The sequence below is a fragment of the Stenotrophomonas sp. YJH_SMC_12-1 genome (genome assembly GCF_059370935.1).
In genome coordinates, this window is sequence record NZ_JCAFUD010000005.1 from 123,938 (window position 1) to 144,702 (window position 20,765).

At 67.3% G+C, this 20,765-nt stretch carries 23 protein-coding genes; 13 read left to right on the plus strand and 10 right to left on the minus strand.

What is annotated here, in order from left to right; translation table 11 throughout:
- The first annotated feature begins 4 nt into the window (after positions 1–4).
- The 4 genes from ung (at position 5) to AC5P8Y_RS10885 (ending at position 2,747) form a co-directional block, all read left to right on the plus strand.
- Entirely contained in the window at positions 5–718 is a 714-nt protein-coding gene (gene ung / locus AC5P8Y_RS10870) for a uracil-DNA glycosylase (protein WP_033834068.1), read from the plus strand.
- 278 nt (positions 719–996) lie between these two features.
- Entirely contained in the window at positions 997–1,872 is an 876-nt protein-coding gene (gene rpoH / locus AC5P8Y_RS10875; RefSeq protein WP_005411269.1) for an RNA polymerase sigma factor RpoH, read from the plus strand.
- A gap of 175 nt (positions 1,873–2,047) precedes the next feature.
- Complete coding sequence (locus AC5P8Y_RS10880; RefSeq protein ID WP_049403536.1) at positions 2,048–2,431, plus strand: type II toxin-antitoxin system RelE/ParE family toxin; 384 nt, start codon at positions 2,048–2,050, stop codon at positions 2,429–2,431.
- A complete protein-coding gene (locus AC5P8Y_RS10885; protein WP_005414661.1) occupies positions 2,415–2,747 on the plus strand; it encodes a helix-turn-helix domain-containing protein in 333 nt (110 codons plus the stop codon). The genes AC5P8Y_RS10880 and AC5P8Y_RS10885 overlap by 17 nt, the downstream gene beginning before the upstream one ends.
- Positions 2,748–2,825: 78 nt before the next feature.
- On the opposite strand, the gene purD is transcribed toward AC5P8Y_RS10885, so the two are convergent.
- The gene (gene purD / locus AC5P8Y_RS10890; RefSeq protein WP_049403519.1) at positions 2,826–4,109 is read right to left on the minus strand and encodes a phosphoribosylamine--glycine ligase; all 1,284 of its coding nucleotides are present in this window, start codon (positions 4,107–4,109) and stop codon (positions 2,826–2,828) included.
- A 61-nt stretch (positions 4,110–4,170) separates the two neighbouring features.
- Positions 4,171–5,754, minus strand: a complete 1,584-nt coding sequence (gene purH, locus AC5P8Y_RS10895) for a bifunctional phosphoribosylaminoimidazolecarboxamide formyltransferase/IMP cyclohydrolase (protein ID WP_049403520.1) — start codon at positions 5,752–5,754, stop codon at positions 4,171–4,173.
- A 223-nt stretch (positions 5,755–5,977) separates the two neighbouring features.
- Here purH and AC5P8Y_RS10900 point away from each other — a divergent pair, with 223 nt between their 5' ends.
- Genes AC5P8Y_RS10900 through AC5P8Y_RS10925 form a run of 6 tightly spaced genes read left to right on the plus strand, consistent with a single transcriptional unit; the run spans position 5,978 to position 11,778 of the window.
- On the plus strand, positions 5,978–6,595 hold the full coding sequence (locus AC5P8Y_RS10900; RefSeq protein WP_049403521.1) for a CDP-alcohol phosphatidyltransferase family protein: 618 nt from the start codon (positions 5,978–5,980) through the stop codon (positions 6,593–6,595).
- Between the two features lie 34 nt (positions 6,596–6,629).
- A complete protein-coding gene (locus AC5P8Y_RS10905) occupies positions 6,630–8,381 on the plus strand; it encodes a bifunctional alpha/beta hydrolase/class I SAM-dependent methyltransferase (RefSeq protein WP_049403522.1) in 1,752 nt (583 codons plus the stop codon).
- Positions 8,381–9,709, plus strand: coding sequence for a phosphatase PAP2/dual specificity phosphatase family protein (locus AC5P8Y_RS10910; RefSeq protein WP_049403523.1), 1,329 nt, complete (start codon positions 8,381–8,383; stop codon positions 9,707–9,709). Before AC5P8Y_RS10905 ends, AC5P8Y_RS10910 begins: the two co-directional genes overlap by 1 nt.
- Positions 9,706–10,143, plus strand: coding sequence for a hypothetical protein (locus AC5P8Y_RS10915; RefSeq protein ID WP_005411261.1), 438 nt, complete (start codon positions 9,706–9,708; stop codon positions 10,141–10,143). Before AC5P8Y_RS10910 ends, AC5P8Y_RS10915 begins: the two co-directional genes overlap by 4 nt.
- A 13-nt stretch (positions 10,144–10,156) precedes the next feature.
- On the plus strand, positions 10,157–10,786 hold the full coding sequence (locus AC5P8Y_RS10920; RefSeq protein WP_005411260.1) for a lysophospholipid acyltransferase family protein: 630 nt from the start codon (positions 10,157–10,159) through the stop codon (positions 10,784–10,786).
- On the plus strand, positions 10,783–11,778 hold the full coding sequence (locus tag AC5P8Y_RS10925) for a phosphatidate cytidylyltransferase (RefSeq protein ID WP_005414654.1): 996 nt from the start codon (positions 10,783–10,785) through the stop codon (positions 11,776–11,778). Before AC5P8Y_RS10920 ends, AC5P8Y_RS10925 begins: the two co-directional genes overlap by 4 nt.
- 125 nt (positions 11,779–11,903) lie before the next feature.
- Here the strand turns inward: AC5P8Y_RS10925 and fis are convergent, their stop codons facing one another.
- The 3 genes from fis to prmA form a co-directional block, all read right to left on the minus strand.
- Positions 11,904–12,179 (minus strand): DNA-binding transcriptional regulator Fis, encoded by a 276-nt coding sequence (gene fis / locus AC5P8Y_RS10930; RefSeq protein WP_005419706.1) that lies wholly within the window; start codon positions 12,177–12,179, stop codon positions 11,904–11,906.
- Between the two features lie 114 nt (positions 12,180–12,293).
- The gene (locus tag AC5P8Y_RS10935) at positions 12,294–13,061 is read right to left on the minus strand and encodes a DUF3426 domain-containing protein (RefSeq protein ID WP_033834058.1); all 768 of its coding nucleotides are present in this window, start codon (positions 13,059–13,061) and stop codon (positions 12,294–12,296) included.
- Between the two features lie 42 nt (positions 13,062–13,103).
- Positions 13,104–14,024 (minus strand): 50S ribosomal protein L11 methyltransferase, encoded by a 921-nt coding sequence (gene prmA, locus AC5P8Y_RS10940; RefSeq protein WP_033834057.1) that lies wholly within the window; start codon positions 14,022–14,024, stop codon positions 13,104–13,106.
- 164 nt (positions 14,025–14,188) lie between these two features.
- Between prmA and AC5P8Y_RS10945 the strand changes: the two genes are divergently transcribed.
- Together AC5P8Y_RS10945 and AC5P8Y_RS10950 are read left to right on the plus strand one after the other, a co-directional pair.
- The gene (locus tag AC5P8Y_RS10945) at positions 14,189–15,154 is read left to right on the plus strand and encodes a hypothetical protein (protein ID WP_049403524.1); all 966 of its coding nucleotides are present in this window, start codon (positions 14,189–14,191) and stop codon (positions 15,152–15,154) included.
- Positions 15,151–15,525: a hypothetical protein gene (locus tag AC5P8Y_RS10950; protein ID WP_005411254.1), complete on the plus strand. Its 375-nt coding sequence runs from the start codon at positions 15,151–15,153 to the stop codon at positions 15,523–15,525. The genes AC5P8Y_RS10945 and AC5P8Y_RS10950 overlap by 4 nt, the downstream gene beginning before the upstream one ends.
- Positions 15,526–15,622: 97 nt before the next feature.
- Here AC5P8Y_RS10950 and accC read toward each other — a convergent pair whose 3' ends face one another.
- From accC to AC5P8Y_RS10970, 4 genes are all read right to left on the minus strand, one after another.
- Positions 15,623–16,990 (minus strand): acetyl-CoA carboxylase biotin carboxylase subunit, encoded by a 1,368-nt coding sequence (gene accC / locus AC5P8Y_RS10955; protein WP_049403525.1) that lies wholly within the window; start codon positions 16,988–16,990, stop codon positions 15,623–15,625.
- Positions 16,991–17,000: 10 nt separating this feature from the next.
- Positions 17,001–17,480: an acetyl-CoA carboxylase biotin carboxyl carrier protein gene (gene accB / locus AC5P8Y_RS10960; RefSeq protein WP_005411252.1), complete on the minus strand. Its 480-nt coding sequence runs from the start codon at positions 17,478–17,480 to the stop codon at positions 17,001–17,003.
- A gap of 59 nt (positions 17,481–17,539) precedes the next feature.
- Entirely contained in the window at positions 17,540–17,983 is a 444-nt protein-coding gene (aroQ, locus tag AC5P8Y_RS10965) for a type II 3-dehydroquinate dehydratase (protein ID WP_005411251.1), read from the minus strand.
- Positions 17,984–18,406: 423 nt separating this feature from the next.
- Positions 18,407–19,135 carry a DOPA 4,5-dioxygenase family protein gene (locus tag AC5P8Y_RS10970; RefSeq protein ID WP_033834056.1) on the minus strand — a complete coding sequence of 243 codons (729 nt, stop codon included), beginning with the start codon at positions 19,133–19,135 and terminating at the stop codon, positions 18,407–18,409.
- Between the two features lie 165 nt (positions 19,136–19,300).
- Here AC5P8Y_RS10970 and AC5P8Y_RS10975 point away from each other — a divergent pair, with 165 nt between their 5' ends.
- Positions 19,301–20,128, plus strand: a complete 828-nt coding sequence (locus AC5P8Y_RS10975) for an isocitrate lyase/PEP mutase family protein (protein WP_049403527.1) — start codon at positions 19,301–19,303, stop codon at positions 20,126–20,128.
- A 74-nt stretch (positions 20,129–20,202) separates the two neighbouring features.
- On the opposite strand, the gene AC5P8Y_RS10980 is transcribed toward AC5P8Y_RS10975, so the two are convergent.
- Entirely contained in the window at positions 20,203–20,736 is a 534-nt protein-coding gene (locus AC5P8Y_RS10980; RefSeq protein WP_033834054.1) for a hypothetical protein, read from the minus strand.
- Positions 20,737–20,765: the final 29 nt, after the last annotated feature.

Genomic DNA, 20,765 nt, shown 5'->3' on the forward strand with positions numbered 1-20,765 from the left:
TGCAATGATTGATGAAGTAGCGGACACCCCGACGATCCAGCTGGAACCGAGCTGGAAGCAGCATGTCGGCGATTACCTCCTGCAGCCGCAGATGCGCGAGCTGTCCAGCTTCCTGCGCCAGCGCAAGGCCAGTGGCGCAGCGGTATTCCCGCCCGGCCCGCAGATCTTCGCCGCATTCGACGCCACGCCATTTGAGCAGGTGAAGGTGGTGATCCTCGGCCAGGACCCGTACCACGGCCGTGGCCAGGCGCATGGCCTGAGTTTCTCGGTGCCGCCGGGCGTGCCGGTGCCGCCGTCGCTGCTGAACATCTACAAGGAGATCGAAAGCGATCTCGGTATCCCGCGCCCGGAACACGGCTGCCTGATCCCGTGGGCGCAACGCGGCGTGCTGCTGCTCAATGCCGTGCTGACGGTGGAGGAGGGCAAGGCCGGCGCACACCAGGGCCGTGGCTGGGAAGGTTTCACCGATCACGTGGTGGACGTGCTCAACCGCGAACGCGAAGGCTTGGTGTTCATGCTCTGGGGTGCCTACGCGCAGCAGAAGGGCAAGGTCATTGATACCCGTCGCCATCGCGTTCTGAAGGCCCCGCATCCGTCGCCGCTGTCGGCCCATCGTGGCTTCCTCGGCTGCCGCCATTTCTCGATGGCCAACGAGTACCTGCAGCGTCGCGGCCAGGCCCCGATCGACTGGTCGCTGCCGCCGCGCTCGGTGCTCTGAGCGCCGGCTGGCGGCCGGGCCTGAACGCCGGACAACGTTCCCTGGCCTGAATGGGCCTCCAGAACGGCCCGTTCAGCTCCGCTTGACCGGAATCGGCCGGTTCCCGGCAGGTAATTGCTTGAATTCCAAGGGATTGTGAATCCCGAAAAGCGCGCTCGCCACTGTCATCAAATCGCGCTACGGTAGGGCTCTGTTTGGGACCAGTGTTGCATCAATAGGATGCTGGAACTTTTTCCTCCTTTAGCAGTCCAAATCCCGGACTGCTAAGATGGGTGCCTATGAGCCAGAACACCTCTACTGCCCTTGTGGCAAACAATCTCCCGATTCCCAGTGCGCTCGGTTCGCTGGACGCCTACATCGGTGCCGTGCACCAGATCCCGGTGCTGTCGGTCGATGACGAACAGGACCTGGCCCGTCGCTTCCGCGACGGCAACGATCTGGACGCCGCCCGCGAGCTGGTGCATTCGCACCTGCGCTTCGTGGTGCACGTGGCCCGCGGTTACAACGGCTACGGCCTTGCCCTGGGCGATCTGATCCAGGAAGGCAACATCGGCCTGATGAAGGCGGTCAAGCGTTTCGACCCGGACATGGGCGTGCGCCTGGTCTCCTTCGCCGTGCACTGGATCCGTGCAGAGATGCACGAGTTCATCCTGAAGAACTGGCGCATCGTCAAGGTCGCCACCACCAAGGCGCAGCGCAAGCTGTTCTTCAACCTGCGCAAGTCGAAGACGCGCCTGGGCTGGATGAACGCGGCGGAAGTGAGCGCGGTGGCCAAGGACCTGAACGTGTCCGAGCGCGAAGTCATGGAAATGGAGTCGCGCCTGTCCGGCCGCGATATCGGTTTCGACGCGCCGACCGACGAGGACAACGAACACGCACCGCCGTCGCCGGCTGCGTTCCTGGTTGCCGATGACGAAGACCCGTCGATGGCCTACGAGCGCGAGGACAGCGAAGACAACCAGATGCAGCTGCTGCGCGAAGGCCTGGCCGAACTGGATGCCCGCTCGCGCGACATCATCCGCCGTCGCTGGCTGGACGCCGACAGCAAGGTGACGCTGCAGGAGCTGGCCGACGAGTACGGCGTGTCGGCCGAGCGCATCCGCCAGGTTGAGGCGAACGCGCTGAAGAAGATGAAGGCGCTGTTCACCGCGTAAGCGGGAAGGCGTTGGAATGAAGAAAGGCCCGGCGGTGATGCCGGGCCTTTTTGTTTTTGGAGCGCATCCACGCATGGCGTGGATCAATCCTGACGCCAGGGCGGCAGCTGCGCCGACCGGAGCATGCGCTGGACGCTGATTTTCACGCCGTACCACTCGGTGGCACGGTATGATCATGTCACGTGTCTTCCGCACTCGAAGCTTCAACCGCAGTACACGACGTTCTTCACTGACCGATAGAGCCTTGTGCCGCGCGGTGGTGGAAATGCGTCAAGGACTGATTGATGCAGACATAGGGGGCGGCCTTCTCAAAAAGCGAGTTGCGCTGCCGGGCCACGGAAAGCGCGGTAGCGCCCGCGTTATTGTCGCAACCAAGGTGGGGCGCTACTGGTTCTTTCTCTTCTGCTACGAGAAGAGCGCGCGCGCGACCATCAATAGTGCGGAACGGGATGCCCTTCAGCTGTATGCGTCTGAGTTCTTGGGAATGAGCCCTGCACAGTTGGACAGGGCAGTTATCTGCGGAGAACTGCAGGAGATTTGCCATGACAAAGACGGTTGAACATAGACGTGCAAAGAGTGCGATCCTCGATGCGGTGCATGAAGGCGCGGCGGGCCTTTACGCCAGCGGCTTCATCGACAAGCGGCGCATGAGCATGTATGAGGCGCTTTGTCTGGAGCCTGTGCCCGAATACAGCAGCGCCCAGATCCGTGCACTTCGCACGTCGCTGGAACTTAGCCAGCCGGTGTTCGCAGGTGTGCTCAACACCAGCGTTTCGACGGTCCGTAGCTGGGAACAGGGCGAGAAGAAGCCGAGCGGGCCGTCGCTGAAGCTTTTGAACCTGATTGATCGGAAGGGTCTCGAAGCAGTCCTGTAAAGCAAAGGCCCGGCAATGCCGGGCCTTTGCTTTACCGTGGTATTCAATCCGCGCCATGCATGGAAGCGGGGGGGGGCCTCACCCCTCGCGTGCGATCGCGCGCCAGCCGATGTCGTTGCGGTGGAACTCGTTGGCCCAGGTCACCTTTGCCACGCCGGCATAGGCATTGGCCTGCGCGTCGCGCACGCTGTCGCCCAGTGCGGCCACGCACAGCACGCGACCGCCGGCACTGACCACGTGGCCCTGCGCATCCAATGCCGTACCGGCATGGAACACCTTGGCACTGGCCGGCACGTCGTCCAGGCCGGAAATCACGTCACCGGTGATCGGCGCTTCCGGGTACGGCCTGGCCGCCAGCACCACGCCCAGCGACGGGCGCGCATCCCACTGCGCTTCGACCTGGTCCAGGCGGCCATCGATGGCGGCTTCCACCAGCTCGACCAGGTCCGACTGCAGGCGCAGCATCACCGGCTGCGTTTCCGGGTCGCCAAAGCGCACGTTGAATTCGATCACCTTCGGCGCGCCGCTGGCGTCGATCATCAGGCCCGCGTAGAGGAAGCCGGTGAACGGGATGCCGTCGGCGATCATGCCCTGCACGGTGGGGTTCACCACCTCGCGCATCACCCGCGCATGCACCTCCGGCGTCACCACCGGGGCCGGCGAATAGGCGCCCATGCCGCCGGTGTTCGGGCCGGTATCGCCGTCGCCGACGCGCTTGTGGTCCTGCGAGGTGGCCATCGGCAGCGCATGCACGCCGTCCACCATCGAAATGAAGCTGGCTTCCTCGCCGTCGAGGAACTCCTCGATCACCACGCGCGCACCGGCATCGCCGAACGCGTTGCCCGAGAGCATGTCACGCACCGCGTCCTCGGCTTCGGCCAGGGTCATCGCCACGATCACGCCCTTGCCGGCGGCCAGGCCATCGGCCTTGACCACGATCGGCGCGCCCTTCTCGCGGATGTAGGTCAGGGCGGCGTCCACGTCGGTGTGCACGGCGTAGAACGCGGTGGGGATGTTGTGGCGGGCCAGGAAGTCCTTGGCGTAGGCCTTGCTGCCTTCCAGCTGCGCGGCGGCGGCGGTCGGCCCGAAGATGCGCAGGCCGGCGGCGCGGAAGCGGTCGACCACGCCAGCCACCAGCGGTACTTCAGGGCCGACCACGGTCAGTGCCACGCCTTCAGCCTGGGCCAGCGCCAGCAGACCGTCGATATCGGTGACTTTCACCGCCACGTTGCGGCACTTGTCTTCGCTGGCGGTGCCAGCGTTGCCGGGTGCCACGATCACTTCGGTGACACGGGAGGACTGGGCCAGCTTCCATGCCAGGGCGTGTTCGCGGCCGCCAGAGCCGATGACGAGGATCTTCATGGGACAGGGTTCTCGGGTACGGAAGAGAAAAGCCGGGCAGGGCCCGGCTTCGTGATGCGGATCAGTGGCGGAAGTGGCGCACGCCGGTGAACACCATCGCCAGGCCATGTTCGTCGGCGGCGGCGATCACTTCGGCATCGCGCATCGAACCGCCCGGCTGGATGACCGCCTTGATGCCGGCGGCAGCAGCGGCGTCGATGCCGTCGCGGAACGGGAAGAACGCATCGGAAGCCATCACCGAACCCTCGACCACCAGGTTCGCATCGGCGGCCTTGATGCCGGCGATGCGGGCCGAGTACACGCGGCTCATCTGGCCGGCGCCCACGCCAATCGTACGGTTGTCCTTGGCGTACACAATCGCGTTGGACTTCACGAACTTGGCCACCTTCCAGGCGAACAGCAGGTCGGTGAACTGCTTGTCGGTCGGCGCCAGCTTGCTGACCACCTTCAGCTCGTCGCGGGTCATGCCGCGGTTGTCCGAGGACTGCAGCAGCAGGCCCGAGCCCACGCGCTTGCTGTCGAAGTTGTTCAGGCCATCACCATGCGGGATGCGCAGCACGCGCACGTTGGCCTTCTTCTGCGCGTATTCCAGCGCGGCCGGCTCGTAGTCTGGCGCAATCAGCACTTCCACGAACTGGCGGTCCAGGATCACCTTGGCAGTGGCGGCGTCCAGCGGCTTGTTGAAGGCGATGATGCCGCCGAAGGCGCTGGTCGGGTCGGTGGCGTAGGCCAGCTCGTAGGCATCGCCGTTGCCGGCACCGACGGCCACGCCACACGGGTTGGCGTGCTTGACGATGACGCAGGCCGGTGCATCGAACTGGCGCACGCATTCCCACGCCGCGTCGGCATCGGCCAGGTTGTTGTAGCTCAGTTCCTTGCCCTGCAGCTGCTGGAAGGTGGCCAGCGTGCCCGGCACCGGGTACAGGTCGCGGTAGAACGCGCCGCTCTGGTGCGGGTTCTCGCCGTAGCGCAGATCCATCACCTTCACGAAGGTGGAGTTCATCTGTGCCGGGTACTCGGCACGCACCGGCACGGCGGCGTCGGTGGCGGTGACCGCCGACAGGTAGTTGCTGATCGCCGCGTCGTATTGGGCGACGCGGTTGAACGCGGCCACCGAGAACGCGAAGCGGGTGGCGGCCGTCAGCTGGCCGTTGTTGGCCGCCAGCGAGGCCAGCAGTTCGGCGTACTGCGACGGGTCGGTGGCCACTGCCACGCGGGCGAAGTTCTTGGCCGCCGAACGCAGCATGGCCGGGCCGCCGATGTCGATGTTCTCGACCGCGTCGGCCAGCGTGCAGTCGGCCTTGGCGGTGACCGATTCGAACGGGTACAGGTTCAGCACCAGCAGGTCGATGGCACCGATGCCGTGCTCAGCCATCACCGCATCATCCAGGCCCGAACGGCCCAGCAGGCCGCCGTGCACCATCGGGTGCAGGGTCTTGACCCGGCCGTCCATCATTTCGGGGAAGCCGGTGACGTCGGCCACGTCCTTCACGGCCAGGCCCGCATCGCGGATCGCCTTGGCGGTGCCGCCGGTGGACAGCAGCTCCACGCCGCGTGCCGCCAGCGCAGTGGCCAGCTCGACCAGACCGGTCTTGTCGGAAACGGAGAGGAGGGCCCGGCGGACGGGCAACAGATCAGCAGTCATGGGACAGAATCGGCAGCGGAGCGGGGCCGATATTGTAGGCGGTGGGGGCCGGTGGCGGGCGCTGGAAGGGGTAATTTGCCGTGGCGATCGACGCAAGGCCGGGTCGGGCACACCGATCCGGCCCGATCCGGGGGCTGGCCTGCGGACCAGAGCAGGGTTGCCGGAATCTGCCAACGATGGGGTAGGCTGTGCCCGCACTGCCAAGGATCAGCGGGTACGGATCATGTCGATCTATGCATTGAAGGGACGTTTCCAGGACCTGTTGCGTCCGGCCGTACGCGGCCTGTACCGCAGGGGGATCACCGCCAACACGGTGACCATGGCCGCTGCCGTGGTCTCGCTGCTGGTGGCTGCGGCCGTGTGGTGCTGCGCGCCGGCGCAGCCCCTGCTGTACCTGCTGCTGCCACTGTGGATGCTGCTGCGCATGGCGCTCAACGCCGTGGACGGCATGCTGGCCCGCGAGTTCGGCCAGCAGTCGCGGCTGGGCGCCTATCTGAACGAGCTGTGCGATGTGGTTGCCGATGCGGCGCTGTACCTGAGCCTGCTCAGCGTGCCGGGCGTGCGCCCGGAAGCGCTGTGGCTGCTGGCCTGGACCGCGGCCCTGAGCGAGTACGCCGGGGTGCTGGGGCTGATGGTCGGGGCCAGCCGCCGCTATGACGGCCCGATGGGCAAGAGCGACCGCGCGTTCGTGATCGGTGCGCTGGGCCTGCTGCTGGCGTTCGAGTGGGTTGGCGCGATGACGGTCACTGGCGTGGCCGCGGTCATGGCGGTGCTGTGCGTGCTGACGATGGTCAACCGCGTCCGTCGGGGACTGCGGGAAGCAGCGGTTTCGCCGAATTAATCAAGCAGATACAAGAAGACAATCAGGAGATTGCATGCGTCAGGCGCAGGAACGGGAATTCCACAGCTTCGACCAGGTACCGCTGTTCTACCGGTACTGGGCGGGCACCACCGCAACGCCGGCCACCAAGGCCATCGTGCTGCTGCACCGCGGCCATGAGCACTCCGGCCGGGTCACCCACCTGGTCGATGAGCTGGACCTGCCCGACACCGCCTTCTTCGCCTGGGACGCGCGCGGCAATGGCCGTTCGCCGGGTGCACGGGGCGATGCACCGGGCTTCCCGGCGCTGGTGCGTGATCTGGACAGTTTCATCGCCCACATCGGCGCCGAGCACGGCATTGCGGTGGAAGACATCGTGGTGATCGCGCAGAGCGTAGGGGCGGTGGTCGCCGCCACCTGGGTGCACGACTACGCACCACGCCTGCGCGCGCTGGTGATGGCTTCGCCGGCGTTCAAGGTGAAGCTGTACGTGCCGTTCGCACGCCCGGGCCTGGCGCTGATGCAGAAGCTGCGCGGCAATTTCTTCGTCAACAGCTACGTCAAGCCGCAGTGGCTGACCCATGACCCGGCGCGGGTGGAAAGCTATCGCACCGACCCGCTGATCACCCGGCCGATTTCGGTGTGCGTGCTGCTGGGCCTGTACGAGGCGGCCGACCGCATCGTGGCCGATGCGCAGGCGATCAGCGTACCGGTGCAGCTGCTGGTGTCCGGCTCGGATTTCGTCGTGCACCGTGGCCCGCAGGACCGCTTCTACGAGCGCCTGTCCAGCCCGATCAAGGAGCGTGTGCATCTGCCGGGCTTCTTCCACGACACGCTGGGCGAGCGCGATCGTGCACCAGCACTGGCGCGCATCCGCAGCTTCATCCAGGCGCGTTTTGCCGAGCCGCTGCGCGAGCTGTCACGGCGCGACGCGCACCGTCACGGGCCAACCTTCGAAGAATCCGAGATCCTGGCCTGGCCACCGGAGCGCAACAGCCTGGCCGACCTGCGCTGGCGCGTGGTGCGTGGCGGCCTGCGCTTCGGCGGCACGCTGTCCGAAGGCATCGCGCTGGGCCTGCTGACCGGTTTCGATTCCGGTAGCACGCTGGACTACATCTACCGGAATGAGGCGCGCGGCAAGGGCCCATTGGGGCGGATGGTCGACCGCAACTACCTGGATGCAATCGGCTGGCGTGGCATCCGCGTGCGCGGCCAGCACCTGCAGGAACTGCTGCGCGACGCTGCCCAGCGCCTGCGGGGGCAGGGCACGCCGGTGCGTGTGCTGGACGTGGCCGCCGGCCATGGCCGGTATGTGCTGGAAGCGCTGGGCCAGGGCGAACAGCGCGCCGACCGTATCGTGCTGCGTGATTTCAGCGATCTGAACGTGACCCAGGGCCAAGCGTTGATCGAGCGCCTTGGTGCGGCCGACATCGCCCGCTTCGAGCAGGGCGATGCGTTCGATCCGGCGCAACTGGCCAAGGTCGATCCAGCACCGACACTGGCGGTGGTCTCGGGCCTGTACGAGCTGTTCCCCGACAACGACGCCGTGCTGCGCTCGCTGCAGGGTATCGCCGCAACGGTGCCGGTGGGCGGCTACCTGGCTTACACCGGCCAACCCTGGCACCCGCAGCTGGAATTCATCGCCCGCGCGCTGACCAGCCATCGCGGTGGCGCGGCGTGGGTGATGCGCCGCCGTACCCAGCAGGAGATGGATGAGCTGGTGCGCCTGGCCGGTTTCGAGAAGGTGGCGCAGCGCATCGACGACTTCGGCATCTTCACCGTGTCGCTGGCGCGCCGGACCGCGTGATGGCGACGCTCGCCGCAACCCCGCTGGCCGCGGAGGGGCGCCCCTGGCGGCGCGCCCTGCTGTGGCTGGCCCTGCTGGGTCCGTTCTTCTTCGCAAGCTACGGCTTCGCCAACTGGATGGCCGGCCGCCACGCCACCCTGCCGGTGATGGCGTTCGCGTGGGAGACACGCATCCCGTTCGTGCCGTGGACGATCGTGCCGTACTGGTCGATCGACCTGTTCTACGCGATCTCGTTCTTCCTGTGCCGGCAACGGCTGGAGCTGGACCGGCACGCGCTGCGGCTGTTCAGTGCGCAGGTCATCGCGGTGGCCTGCTTCCTGCTGTGGCCGCTGCGTTTCAGCTTCGAGCGTCCGGAGATCGGCGGTGTGTTCGGCTGGCTGTTCGATGTGCTGCTGGGCTTCGACAAGCCGTTCAACCAGGCGCCGTCGCTGCACATCGTGTTGTTGATCGTGCTGTGGGTGAAGTTCGCGCAGTACCTGCATGGCGCGTGGCGCGGGCTACTGCATGTGTGGGCACTGCTGATCGGCGTCTCGGTGCTGACCACGTTCCAGCACCATTTCATCGATATCCCGACCGGCCTGCTGGCCGGTTGGCTGTGCGTCTGGCTGTGGCCGGAGCAGGGCACGCCACCATTGCGGGCCTGGCACACCGCGCGTGATGAGAGGCGTTGGCGATTGGCAGCGTTGTACCTGCTGGGGGCCGCCGTATTGCTGGTGCCGGTGGTGCTTCTGCGTGGCGCCGCGTTGTGGCTGCTGTGGCCGGTGGCGTCGTTGCTGCTGGTGGCGCTGGCCTATGCCGGGCTGGGTACAGCGGTGTTCCAGAAGCGCGCCGATGGCCGCCTGACGATGGCCGCGCGATGGCTGCTGGCACCGTACCTGGGCGCTGCCTGGATCAACTCGCGGCTGTGGACGCGGCGTGCGCCGCAGCCGGTGCCGGTGATGGACGGTGTGTGGCTGGGGCGCATTCCCTCTGAGGCATTGCCGGCCCCCCTGATGGGCGTGGTCGATGCCTGCGCCGAGCTGTCCTGTCGCGCGCAGGGCGCCGCGTATGCCAGCGTGCCGATGCTGGACCTGGTGGTCCCTGCACCGGAACAGCTGTGCGAAGCAGCCGAGGCCATCGAGCGCCTGCATGCGCACGGCCCGTTGCTGGTGTGCTGCGCGCTGGGCTATTCGCGCAGCGCCGCCAGCGTGGCCACCTGGCTGCTGCGCAGTGGTCGTGCGGCCGATGCGGACGCGGCGGTGGCGATCGTGCGTGCTGCGCGCCCTGGCATCGTGCTGGGTACGGCCCATCTGCGTGCCATCACCGACGCGGCAGGAGTGCGCGCATGAGCACGGTTCCCGATCTGGCGACCATGCAGCTGCTGCTGCGGCAGGGGCGTTGGCCGGCATGCCTGTCGCTGGGGCTGCTGCTGGTGGCATTGCTGCTGCTCGGCACCGAGCCGGGCCTGGCGATGATCGCTGCAGGGTTGCTGCTGGCCAGCATGTCTGCAGGGGTGGCCCAGACGTACCACGCGTGGCGGGTTGCGCTGGACGCCAGCCTGCTGCAGCTGCTGCGCGATGAGCGTATGGACGGCGATGCCGCCGCGCGCCGCACTGATCAGCTGCTGCAGGACAGCGGCCTGCGCCGCGCGTCGCCCGAGGCGCCCCTGCGGGGCTGGGACGCGCGCTGGGTCGGCATGCGTCGCCTGCTGCTGCGCCAGTACCTGCTGACAGCGGTGCAGTTCGCACTGCTGGTGCTGGCCGTGTTGTGGCCGCAGACGTGAACGGGAGGGACCAATGTTCGCCGAACTGATTGCCCGCGCCTGCAGTGGTGCGATCCATGTAGTGACCGGCGCACGCGCGCTGTGGATCGGTTGCGCGCCGTCCAGCGAGCGCCGTGTGTACTACGGCAACCACGCCAGCCATGGCGACTTCGTGCTGATCTGGTCGTCGATGCCGCCTGCGTTGCGGCGCCAGGTGCGGCCAGTTGCCGCGGCCGAATACTGGCAGCGCGACGGCCTGCGTCGCTACCTGATCGATGCGGTGTTCAACGGCGTGCTGGTCGAGCGCGAGGCCGGCCATCGCCAGCAGGATCCGCTGCAGGCCCTGCGTGACGCGGTGGACGAAGACTGCTCGCTGATCCTGTTTCCGGAAGGTACCCGCAACGTGGGCGATGAGCCGCTGCTGCCGTTCAAGAGCGGCATCTATCACCTGGCACGGCAACGGCCGGAGCTGGAATTCGTGCCGGTGTGGATCGACAACCTGAAGCGGGTGATGCCCAAGGGCCGGTTCCTGCCGCTGCCGCTGCTGTGCACGGCCACCTTCGGTACGCCGCTGCGGCTGCAGGCCGACGAGGACAAGGCGGCCTTCCTGGCCCGCAGCCGGCAGGCGCTGCTGGACCTGGCGCCGAACGGGGGGCGCGCATGAGTTTCCTGATCGATGTGTCCGGCGACCTGGCAGCGCAGAGCGTGGGCCAGCAGACCGGCCTGCTGTTCGCTGGCGTCGGTGCGGTGCTGGTACTGGCCACGTTGGTGGCCGAAACGCTGCGATGGCGCCAGCGCGGCCGGCCCAGCGCGGTCATCGCCAACCTGGTGTCGCGCATCCGCGCGTGGTGGGTAATGGCGATCGTGGTCGGGCTGGCGCTGTTCTTCGGCCGCGCCGGGGTGATCGTGCTGTTCGCGATCATCTCGCTGTTCGCACTGCGCGAGTTCATCACCCTGGCGCCGACCCGCTCAGGCGATTACTACGCGCTGCTGGCCGCGTTCTACATCGTGCTGCCGTGGCAGTACTACCTGGTGTGGATCGACTGGTACGGCATGTACACGCTGCTGATTCCGGTCTACGCGTTCCTGTTCCTGCCGATCCTGTCGACCATCGGCGGCGATACCACGCACTACCTGGAGCGCACGGCGAAGGTGCAGTGGGGGCTGATGATCTGCGTGTTCTGCATCTCGCACGTGCCGCTGCTGCTGAACCTGCACGTGCCGGGCCATGACCCCTCGCGCAACGTGCTGCTGTTTGCTTTCCTGGTGATCGTGGTGCAGTCCTCGGACGTGCTGCAGTACATCTGGGGCAAGTTGTTGGGCAAGCACCTGATCGCGCCGAAGCTGTCGCCGTCGAAGACGGTGGAGGGCTTCGTCGGCGGCGTGCTGAGTGCCAGCGCACTGGGCGCGGCGCTGTGGTGGATCACCCCGTTCACGCCGCTGCAGGCGTTCGGCCTGTCGCTGCTGATCAACCTGATGGGGTTCTGGGGCGGCCTGGTGATGTCGGCGATCAAGCGTGACCGGGGCATCAAGGACTGGGGCCACATGATCGAGGGCCATGGCGGCATGCTCGACCGGCTGGATTCGGTGTGCTTCGCCGCGCCGGTGTTCTTCCACGTGGTGCGGTATTACTGGAAGGCGGGCGGCGGCGGTTGATTCTGCCGGCTTCCATCCACGCATGGGGCGGATCTACCGGTAGTGCCGGCCGCTGGCCGGCAACTGCAACATCCTGCCACCGTTCGTGGGGTTGCCGGCCAGCGGCCGGCACTACCCGTGCGCGTTTACGCGCTGATGCCGTATTCCTTCAGCTTCTTGCGCAGGGTGGCACGGTGGATGCCCAGCATCGCGGCGGCGCGGCTCTGGTTGCCTTCGCAGTGGTTGAGCACTTCCACGAACAGCGGGATCTCCATCTCGCGCAGCACGATCTCGTAGACATCGTCCGCGTCGCAGCCATCGAGGTCACGCAGGTAACGGCGCACGGATTGGGCGACATGTTCACGCAGCGGTGGCCGGGGAGCGCCACGACTGTTGTCAGGACGAGAGAGGACAGCGTTCAAGGGGGTTCCCGATTCGGTGGGCCCGTGCGCGCGGTGCGCGCGGCCGGACGAGGTGGTGGCGGCCAGTCTAGCGCGAGCGTGCCCGGCCTGCCACGGCCGGTCGCCTTTTCACGTTCAGAGGAAGTCGAAGGTGAATGCGACGGTGGATGCGGCGGGCTCCTGCACACGGAAGGCGACGCGCGCGCTCTGGCCCGGTTCCAGCAGGGCCGCGCCGGGGTTCTCGCCCAGGTACTGCGCAGGCGTGAACACACCGCTGCCGATCACCCGGCCATCAGCATCGGACAGTGACAGGCGCAGGTCCGGCCAGGCCTGTGCCCAGCGTGCGTCGTTGCGGATGCTGGCCTGCACCTGCAGCACGCCGGCCTGCCCGGGCAGCGGCCGGATCTCGCGGCTGGTCATGGTGAAGGCGGTCGGTTCATGCCAGGCCGGCAGGCTGCAGCGCAGGAGGCCGCAGAGCGTGCCCAGCCAAGCACGGTTGCCGGCGTCGGCGGCCAGCCGCGCACGGTCGGCCAGCACGCTCTGCAGCACCAGCAGCAGCGCCAGCCCTGCAACCAGCAGCCAGTGCCAGCGCGGTGCCGGCAGGCTGCGGGGGCGCGCACTGCCAAGGAAACTCGGCGCGTCAACGGCGGCCGTCGTCGCCGGCACTGCAACCGGTGCCGACGCGATGGCCGCAATGTCATCAACGATGACAGGCGCATCGTCGTGCTGCATCTCCGCCGCCACATGCGCCGCTTCGGCGGGCCCGGCTGGCACCTGCATGGCAGGCGACGCGTGTTCTTCCGGTTCCTGCGTGCGCGCATCGGTCGCAGGCACGGGCGAACCTTCCGGGGCGGTGCGCAGGAAGGTTGCCAGAGGGCGTCGCGGTGGGTTCGGCTCGGACATGCTCAGGGTGCGGGCTCGGGTCCAGCAGTCATTCAACCACGATCAGGCGCGGCGCACGCCGGTGATGCGCATCCAGTCGCCATCCTGCGTCGCCTGCAGGTCGTCGAACCATTCGGCATAGCGCTGCAGCAGTTCACCTTCCTGGCCGTGCAGGATGCCGGACAGGGCGATGCGGCCGCCGGCAGCCACGCGCGCGGCCAGCAGCTCGGCCAACGCGTCCAGTGCCGAGGCGAGGATGTTGGCGACCACGATCGGGTAGGTGGCGACCGGTTCGTCCGGCGGCAGGTACACGTGCATGCGCGCCAGTTCGCCGTTGCGCTCGGCATTGTCGGCGGTGGCGACCAGGGCCTGCGGATCGTTGTCCACGCCGATGGCCTCAGCGGCGCCCAGCTTCAGCGCGGCAAGCGCAAGGATGCCGGAGCCGCAGCCGAAGTCGAGCACGCGCTGGCCCTGCAGCAGGCCATCCACGGCCAGCTGGTCCAGCCAGCGCAGGCAGAGCGCGGTGGTCGGGTGGGTGCCCGAGCCGAACGCCAGGCCCGGGTCCAGCCGCACCACGGCGGCGTCGGCCGCCTGTGCGGCCTCCGGCAGTTCATGGTTCCACGGCACGATCCAGGTGCGGCTGCCGAAAGCCATCGGCTGGAACTGGTCCAGCCAGGCGCGTTCCCAGTCCTCGTCCTCGACCGCGCGGAAACTGCCGCTGCTCCAGTCAAGTTCCGGGTCGAACGCCTCCAGCGCGGCCAGCAGCAGCAATGCGTTGCTGTCGGCGGGAAACAGCGCGCTCAGCACCAGGGTGTCCCATAGCGGGGTCTCGCCCACGCCCGGCTCGAGAATGGCCTGTTCGTTGCTGGTATCGGCCTCGGCATCAAGCAGCGTGACGGCCAGTGCGCCGACATCCTCCAGCGCATTCTCATAGCGGGGCTGGGTAGCTTCGGTGCAACGCAGGGTCAGTTCCAGGAACGGCATGGCGGTGGGGGCAATCGCGGGAAAGGGGGCCATGCTAGACCATCGGAGCGTCTCCGTATTGCCTGAGATGCCGCTCGGAGATGAACGGAACCGATTCAGACAGGCCTGGCGGGCCTTGCTAAACTTGGTGCTTTCCTGTGCGCCATGAACGCTCACTGCCGCCAATGGCCTTTGCTCCGACCCTGAAAACCTGGTTGCTCGTGCTGCCGGCGGTGGCCGTGCTGGGCGTGGCCGGGTATCGGGCCAGCGGCCATGCCGGGTCGGTACCGGTGACCGCAGGCGAACTGCCGACGGCGCAGGTTGCGGCGGACGATGCGGCGCCCCTGCCGGTCGTGCCGGAAGCGTTGGCGCGTCGCCTGGCGGCGTTCGAGCGCGGCAACGCGCTGCCTTCGGGCCTGCCGCTGGACCTGCGCGCGGACATCGAGGATGCCACCGATCTGTACGCCTACGCGCAGCGCCTGCGCGTGCAGGCCGACGACGGCAATCACGAGGCGCGCTGGATGCTCAGCCGGGTCTACGACTACTGCGCGCAGTACGCCATCGATCCGGGCGGTTATCGGTTGGACAACAATGTGCTGGCCGGGCTGGGCCTGACCGCTGCACCGGCGATGGTGCAGGCACGCGAGCGCGTGGCGCAGCGCTGTGGCGGCTTCGTGCCGGGCGACAAGCTGGGGTCCGCGCTGGTGCTGGCCGAGCGCCGCAAGGCGGCCACGCAGGGCAACCTCGCAGCGGAAGCATCGCTGTTTGCCGAAGGCGAGCCGCTGAATGACAGCCCCGAGTACCGCCGTAACCTGGTCGAGCGGGTGCGCACATCGCGCGATCCGGAGGCCTTCATGGCCATTGCACCGGGCATGGGCGTGCGCGCGGCGGGCGACCAGGCGCTCACTGGCCTGGTGGCGGGTGAACAGCTCAGTGAACTGGCGTGGCGGGTTGCGGCCTGCGAGCTCGGTCTACCGTGTGGTGCCGACAGCGTGCTGGTCAACAGTTTTTGCGCGAATGGAGGGATCTGTTCGCAGGATGGGACGCAGGATTTCCGGGATTTCGTGTATGACGCTGCGGTTTCGCGGCAAGGTGCGGGGAAAATGAAGCAGTGGATCAAGCGATTGGTTGGAAAGAGGGGCGGGCAATGAACTACCGTCGATTCCTGCATGGGGCCAAGTTCTGGTTCTGGGTGGCACTGTTCGTGGCCTATTCGGCCGGCGCGGTCGGGCTGTTGATGATCGACACCTATGAAGATCGTTACCGGCATCTGTCGAAAGTGGAACTGACCACGGTGAAGGCGCAGGAAGATGTGCGCCGCGTGGGTGCCAGCCAGGTCGCTGCGGTCTATCGCGCGCAGAGCGGCATGCCGTTTGCTTCGTTGCCGGCAGGCAGTACCTTTCAGGTGGTGTGGCCCGATGGGTCCACCGAGACGATGGTGATCGTCGACCCGAGCTCGCCCAATGGTGTTCGCCCGCTGGCGAATTCGCAGATCCCGGCCGAAGCTGCCGACAAGCGCTGATGCACCTGCTACAGAGCCGAGCCCACGCTCGGCTCTACGGCAATAGAAAAAGGGCGGGGATATCCCCGCCCTTTTCATGTCCAGTACCTGCTGCCGATCAGGTCAGTGCGATCGGCTTGTTCTTGCGCTCGGCAAGACGCTTTTCCAGGTAGTGAATGTTCTGGCCACCGGCCTGGAAGCCCTTGTCGCGCATGATCCGCTGCTGCAGGGCGATGTTGGTCTTGATGCCGTCGACCACCATCTCGCTCAGCGCCACCCGCATGCGGGCGATGGCAGTTTCGCGGTCCGGGCCGTGCACGATCAGCTTGCCGATCATCGAGTCGTAATTCGACGGCACGCGGTAGCCACTGTAGATGTGGGTATCCACGCGCACGCCGGGGCCGCCCGGCGGATGGAAGCCGGTGATGGTGCCCGGGCTCGGCACGAAGGTCTCAGCATCTTCGGCGTTGATGCGGCACTCGATCGCGTGGCCGGTCAGTACCACGTCGCTCTGCTTGATCGACAGCTTCTGGCCAGCGGCGATCTTCAGCTGCTCGGCCACCAGGTCGATGCCGGTGACCATTTCGGTGACCGGATGTTCCACCTGGATGCGGGTGTTCATTTCGATGAAGTAGAAGCGGCCGTCCTCGTACAGGAACTCGAACGTGCCCGCGCCACGGTAGCCGATGCGGATGCAGGCTTCGGTGCATACCTTGCCGATCTGCTCGCGCTGTTCGGCGGTGATGCCCGGTGCCGGCGCTTCTTCCACCACCTTCTGGTGGCGGCGCTGCATCGAGCAGTCGCGCTCACCCAGGTGGATGGCGTTGCCCTGGCCGTCGGCCAGCACCTGGATTTCCACGTGGCGCGGGTTCTCCAGGAACTTCTCCATGTAGACCTCGCCATTGCCGAACGCGGCCTTGGCCTCGCTCTTGGTGGTTTCGATCGAGGTCTTCAACGAGGCCTCGGCATGCACCACGCGCATGCCGCGACCGCCACCGCCACCGGCCGCCTTGATGATGACCGGGTAGCCGATCTCACGGGCGATCTTGGTGTTGGCGACGATGTCATCGCCCAGCGGGCCGCCCGAACCGGGCACACACGGCACGCCGGCCGACTTCATCGCGCGGATGGCTTCGACCTTGTCGCCCATCATGCGGATGGTGTCAGCCTTGGGGCCGATGAAGATGAAGCCGGATTCTTCCACGCGCTCGGCGAAGTCGGCGTTCTCCGACAGGAAGCCGTAACCGGGATGGATCGCCTGCGCGTCGGTGACTTCAGCGGCGGCAATCAGCGCCGGAATGTTGAGGTAGCTCTGCGGCGACGGCGCCGGGCCGATGCAGACCGACTCGTCGGCCATGGCCACATGCTTGAGGTTGCGGTCGACCGTGGAATGCACGGCCACCGTGCGGATGCCAAGGGTGTGGCACGCGCGCAGGATGCGCAGCGCGATCTCCCCTCGGTTGGCGATGACGACTTTGTCGAGCATGGCGTGCCCCTCAGCCGATCACGAACAGCGGCTGGTCGAATTCCACCGGCTGGCCGTTCTCGCCGAGGATGGCGACGATGGTGCCGGACGTGTCGGCTTCGATCGGGTTGAACATCTTCATTGCTTCGATGATGGCCAGGGTCTCGCCTTCCTTGACCTGCTGCCCAACGGTGACGAAGGCCGGCTTGTCCGGGGCGGACGACGCGTAGAAGGTGCCGACCATCGGCGAGCGCAGCACGTGGCCTTCCGGCAGTGCCGGGCCCGGCTTGGCGGTACCGCCGGTGGAGGCTTCGGTCGGCGACTGCATCGGCATTGCCTGCGGTGCCGGGGCGGCCGGAGCGGCGTACACCGGGGCGGCGACCGGGGCGGCATAGCCGGCCACCGGGGCACGCGACAGGCGCACCGACTCTTCGCCTTCCTTGATTTCGATTTCAGCCAGGTTCGACTCTTCCAGCAGGTCGATCAGCTTCTTGATTTTGCGCAGATCCATGAGGGCCTCTTTGGTTTCTATCTAGGTGAGGAGAGCGCCGTGGGCGCCCGGGTCGACAATCAGGTGGCGGATACCCGCAGCAGCGCCGCGTCCATCGCGTAGCGGTAGCTGTCGGCACCGAAGCCGCACACCACGCCCACCGCCTTGTCACTGAAGTAGCTGTGCTGGCGGAACGGTTCGCGGGTATGCGGGTTGGACAGGTGGATCTCGATGAACGGCACCGCCACCGCGGCCAGCGCATCGCGCAGGGCAACCGAGGTGTGGGTGAAGGCGGCGGGGTTGATCAGGATGAAAGCGGTTCCGTCGTCGCGTGCGGCCTGCACGCGGTCCACCAGCACGTGCTCGGCATTGGACTGCAGGCTCTCCACCGCATGTCCGGCGGCCGATGCCTGGCTGGCCAGGGCCTGGTCGATGTCGGCCAGCGTGGTGTGGCCGTAGACCTCCGGCTCGCGTGTGCCGAGCAGGTTGAGGTTGGGGCCGTGCAGGACCAGCAGCTTCGCCATGGGATCCGGAAGACGGGAAAGGGCGGCAGTCTGGCGGAACCGGCGGATGCTGTCCAGTTCGGCGAAGTTTGCAGCGTTTCAATCGAACGTTTGAAATCTGCCGGAGCGCTTGTGGCCGTATGGCGGGCCCTGGATCAAGGCGCGCTGAATGGCTCGCAGGGCGGGGATGCTTGCACGTAGGCCGACGATGGCGGCAGGCATGGGCAGGCTGATGCTGCCATGGGCGGTGCTGCGGTAGATCCACGCCACGCGCGGATGAGGCTACCGGTCAGTAGATCCACGCCACGGGTGGATGATGGGCCTCCGGTCGGTAGATCCACGCCATGCGTGGATGAAGGACGTTCGGTACGTAGCACGCTACGCACCCACCGAGGGGCAGCCCAAGGTGCGCCGCACACCTACTGCCCCCCGCCACGCCCCCGCTCACGTCTCCAGCGGCACCGTCGGCACCACATTCGGAAACACCTCTTCCAGCGGTTCCCGTTCTCCAGGCTTCGGTGCCGGCCAGTTGTAGGCATTCACCGGCTGCGCGCGGTTTACCCACAACGCGTAATACAGGTGGTCGGCGCGGCCATCACCGGTATTGGGGTGGATCAGGATGGTCAGGCCCAGGCTGTTGAGCTGCAGCCAGGGCACCAGCACCGGCAGCAGGTCGTTGGTGAAGCCGAAGTAGAACGACGGGGTGACGTGCGGCCCGCGTGGTTCCAGGTTCCAGTTGCCCAGCTCCACCGGGAAGCGCTCGGCCGCCCAGCGCCGCAGCAGCGCAGCCTTCTCGAAGCTGTCCTCGTCGAAGTAGATGTGCGCGTGATAGCTCTTGATGTCGGTGTAGGCGCGTGGGGTCACGGGCAGGGTGGCCTCGCCGGGACGCACGCTGGCCGGGCGCGGGGTCGGTTCGCTGGCCGTGGCCTGGCCCCAGGGGCTGCGCCCTTCTGGTGCTGGCGGCACGATGGCACGGAAGCCGGGGCGGCCAGGCTCGGTGGTGTTCACCGCGTCGTTGCCGCGCGGTGCTGCGGCGGCCGTCGATGCACTGGCCAGGCCGCCAGCGGCCAGACCCGCCGAAGCGATCAGGCGGCGCCGCGCCGGCGACAGCAGGTCGGCCCAGTGGGCGTCATCATCGCCGGCGTCGGTGAGGGTCTGCGGGTCCGGGTGCATGAAGGGCTCCGTGGCGGCATCGTGTGGGCAGGCAAGCACGCTCGGGCACCCGCATCCACAGCGTCCAATAAGCAGGGGGCATCACCTCATGCAGGTGCGCCCCGTTGTCGTTGAGCGTGGCCGCTGGGCGGGCTAGGGTGCAGGTCTGCCGCCCGGAGCCCTTCCATGATCTCGCCCGATGCCGACACACAGCAAAAGCGCGCGTTCTTCCGCCAGCTGCACGCGCAGGGTTGCTTCGTGCTGCCCAACCCGTGGGATGTGGGCAGTGCCCGCTACCTGCAGCGGCAGGGCTTCCAGGCACTGGCCACCACCAGTGCCGGCTGCGCTTGGAGCGAAGGACGTCCGGACGGAGCGGTTTCGCTGCAGGCCACGCTGGCGCATCTGCGCGTGATGGCGGCAGCGACCCCATTGCCGTTGAATGCCGACTTCGGTGATGGCTTCGGCGCCACGCCGCAGGCGGTGCAGGAGGCGGTGGCCGCGGCGATCGACACCGGCATTGCGGCATTGTCGATCGAGGATGCCAGCGGCGTGGCCGATGCACCGCTGCGTCCGATCGACCAGGCGGTCGAGCGCCTGCGCGCTGCCCGTGCAGCCATCGACCGCGCGGGTGGCGACGTGCTGCTGGTCGGCCGCGCCGAGAACTTCTTCGTTGGCGTGCCGGATCTGCAGGACACCCTGCAGCGCCTGCGTGCCTACGCAGAGGCCGGTGCCGACGTGCTGTATGCACCTGGCATCAGCACGCGCGAGCAGATCAGCGCGGTGGTCGCCGCTGCCGGGTCGAAGCCGGTGAACCTGCTGGTCGGTGGACCGACACCGCTGCGCCTGCAGGACATTGCCGCGCTCGGCATTCGCCGGGTGAGCCTGGGCGGCGCACTCGCCCGTGCCGCGTGGGGCGGGCTGATGCAGGCGACCCAGCCGATCGTGCAGGACGGACGCTTCGATGGGCTGCAGCAGGCGGCGTCGGGCACGGCCTTGAACGCCCTGTTCCGCTGACGGAAACCCCGGCACTGGCCCAGGCCAGCAGACGGCAGTAGATCCACGCCATGCGTGGATGGATGCGCCTGCGATTACAGCGCCTGCATCCCGCCCTTGGGCAGCGTCACGCCAGGCTCCAGCGCCGGCAGCAGTTGCCGCAGCAGCGCGGGGTTGTCCAGCAGTGCAGCGCCGTCAATGAAACTCCATCGGGTTGTGCCGACGCGGCGCACGGCGAGCATGAACGAGGTGCTGCGCATCGGCGCCTCGCGCACGCGCAGCAGCGATTGGCGTGGCACGAAGCAGACTTCTTCATCACCGGCTGCATAGGTGCGGCCCGGCACACCGGCCTCGTCGCTGATGATGGTGACCCCGGCCTTGCGCAGCTCTTTCAGGGTGTCGCGGGTCATCCGCGCATAGGCCTCATCGCCCCCGGCCAGGCGCTTCAGGCTGGGATGGGTGCGGGCGATGATCAGCTCGGCATCGCCGCGGGCGAATGCGCCCATCATCGCCTGCACGTCCTGGCGCAGGGCCGCCGACTCGTCGGCGCTGAGTACGCCGGCCCGCGCCGCCGGGGCCATCGCGGCCAGCAGCAGGAGCAACAGGGGAACAAGCAGGTATCGGCGCATCGGCGGGTGTCTCACAGGGCACCGCCGCA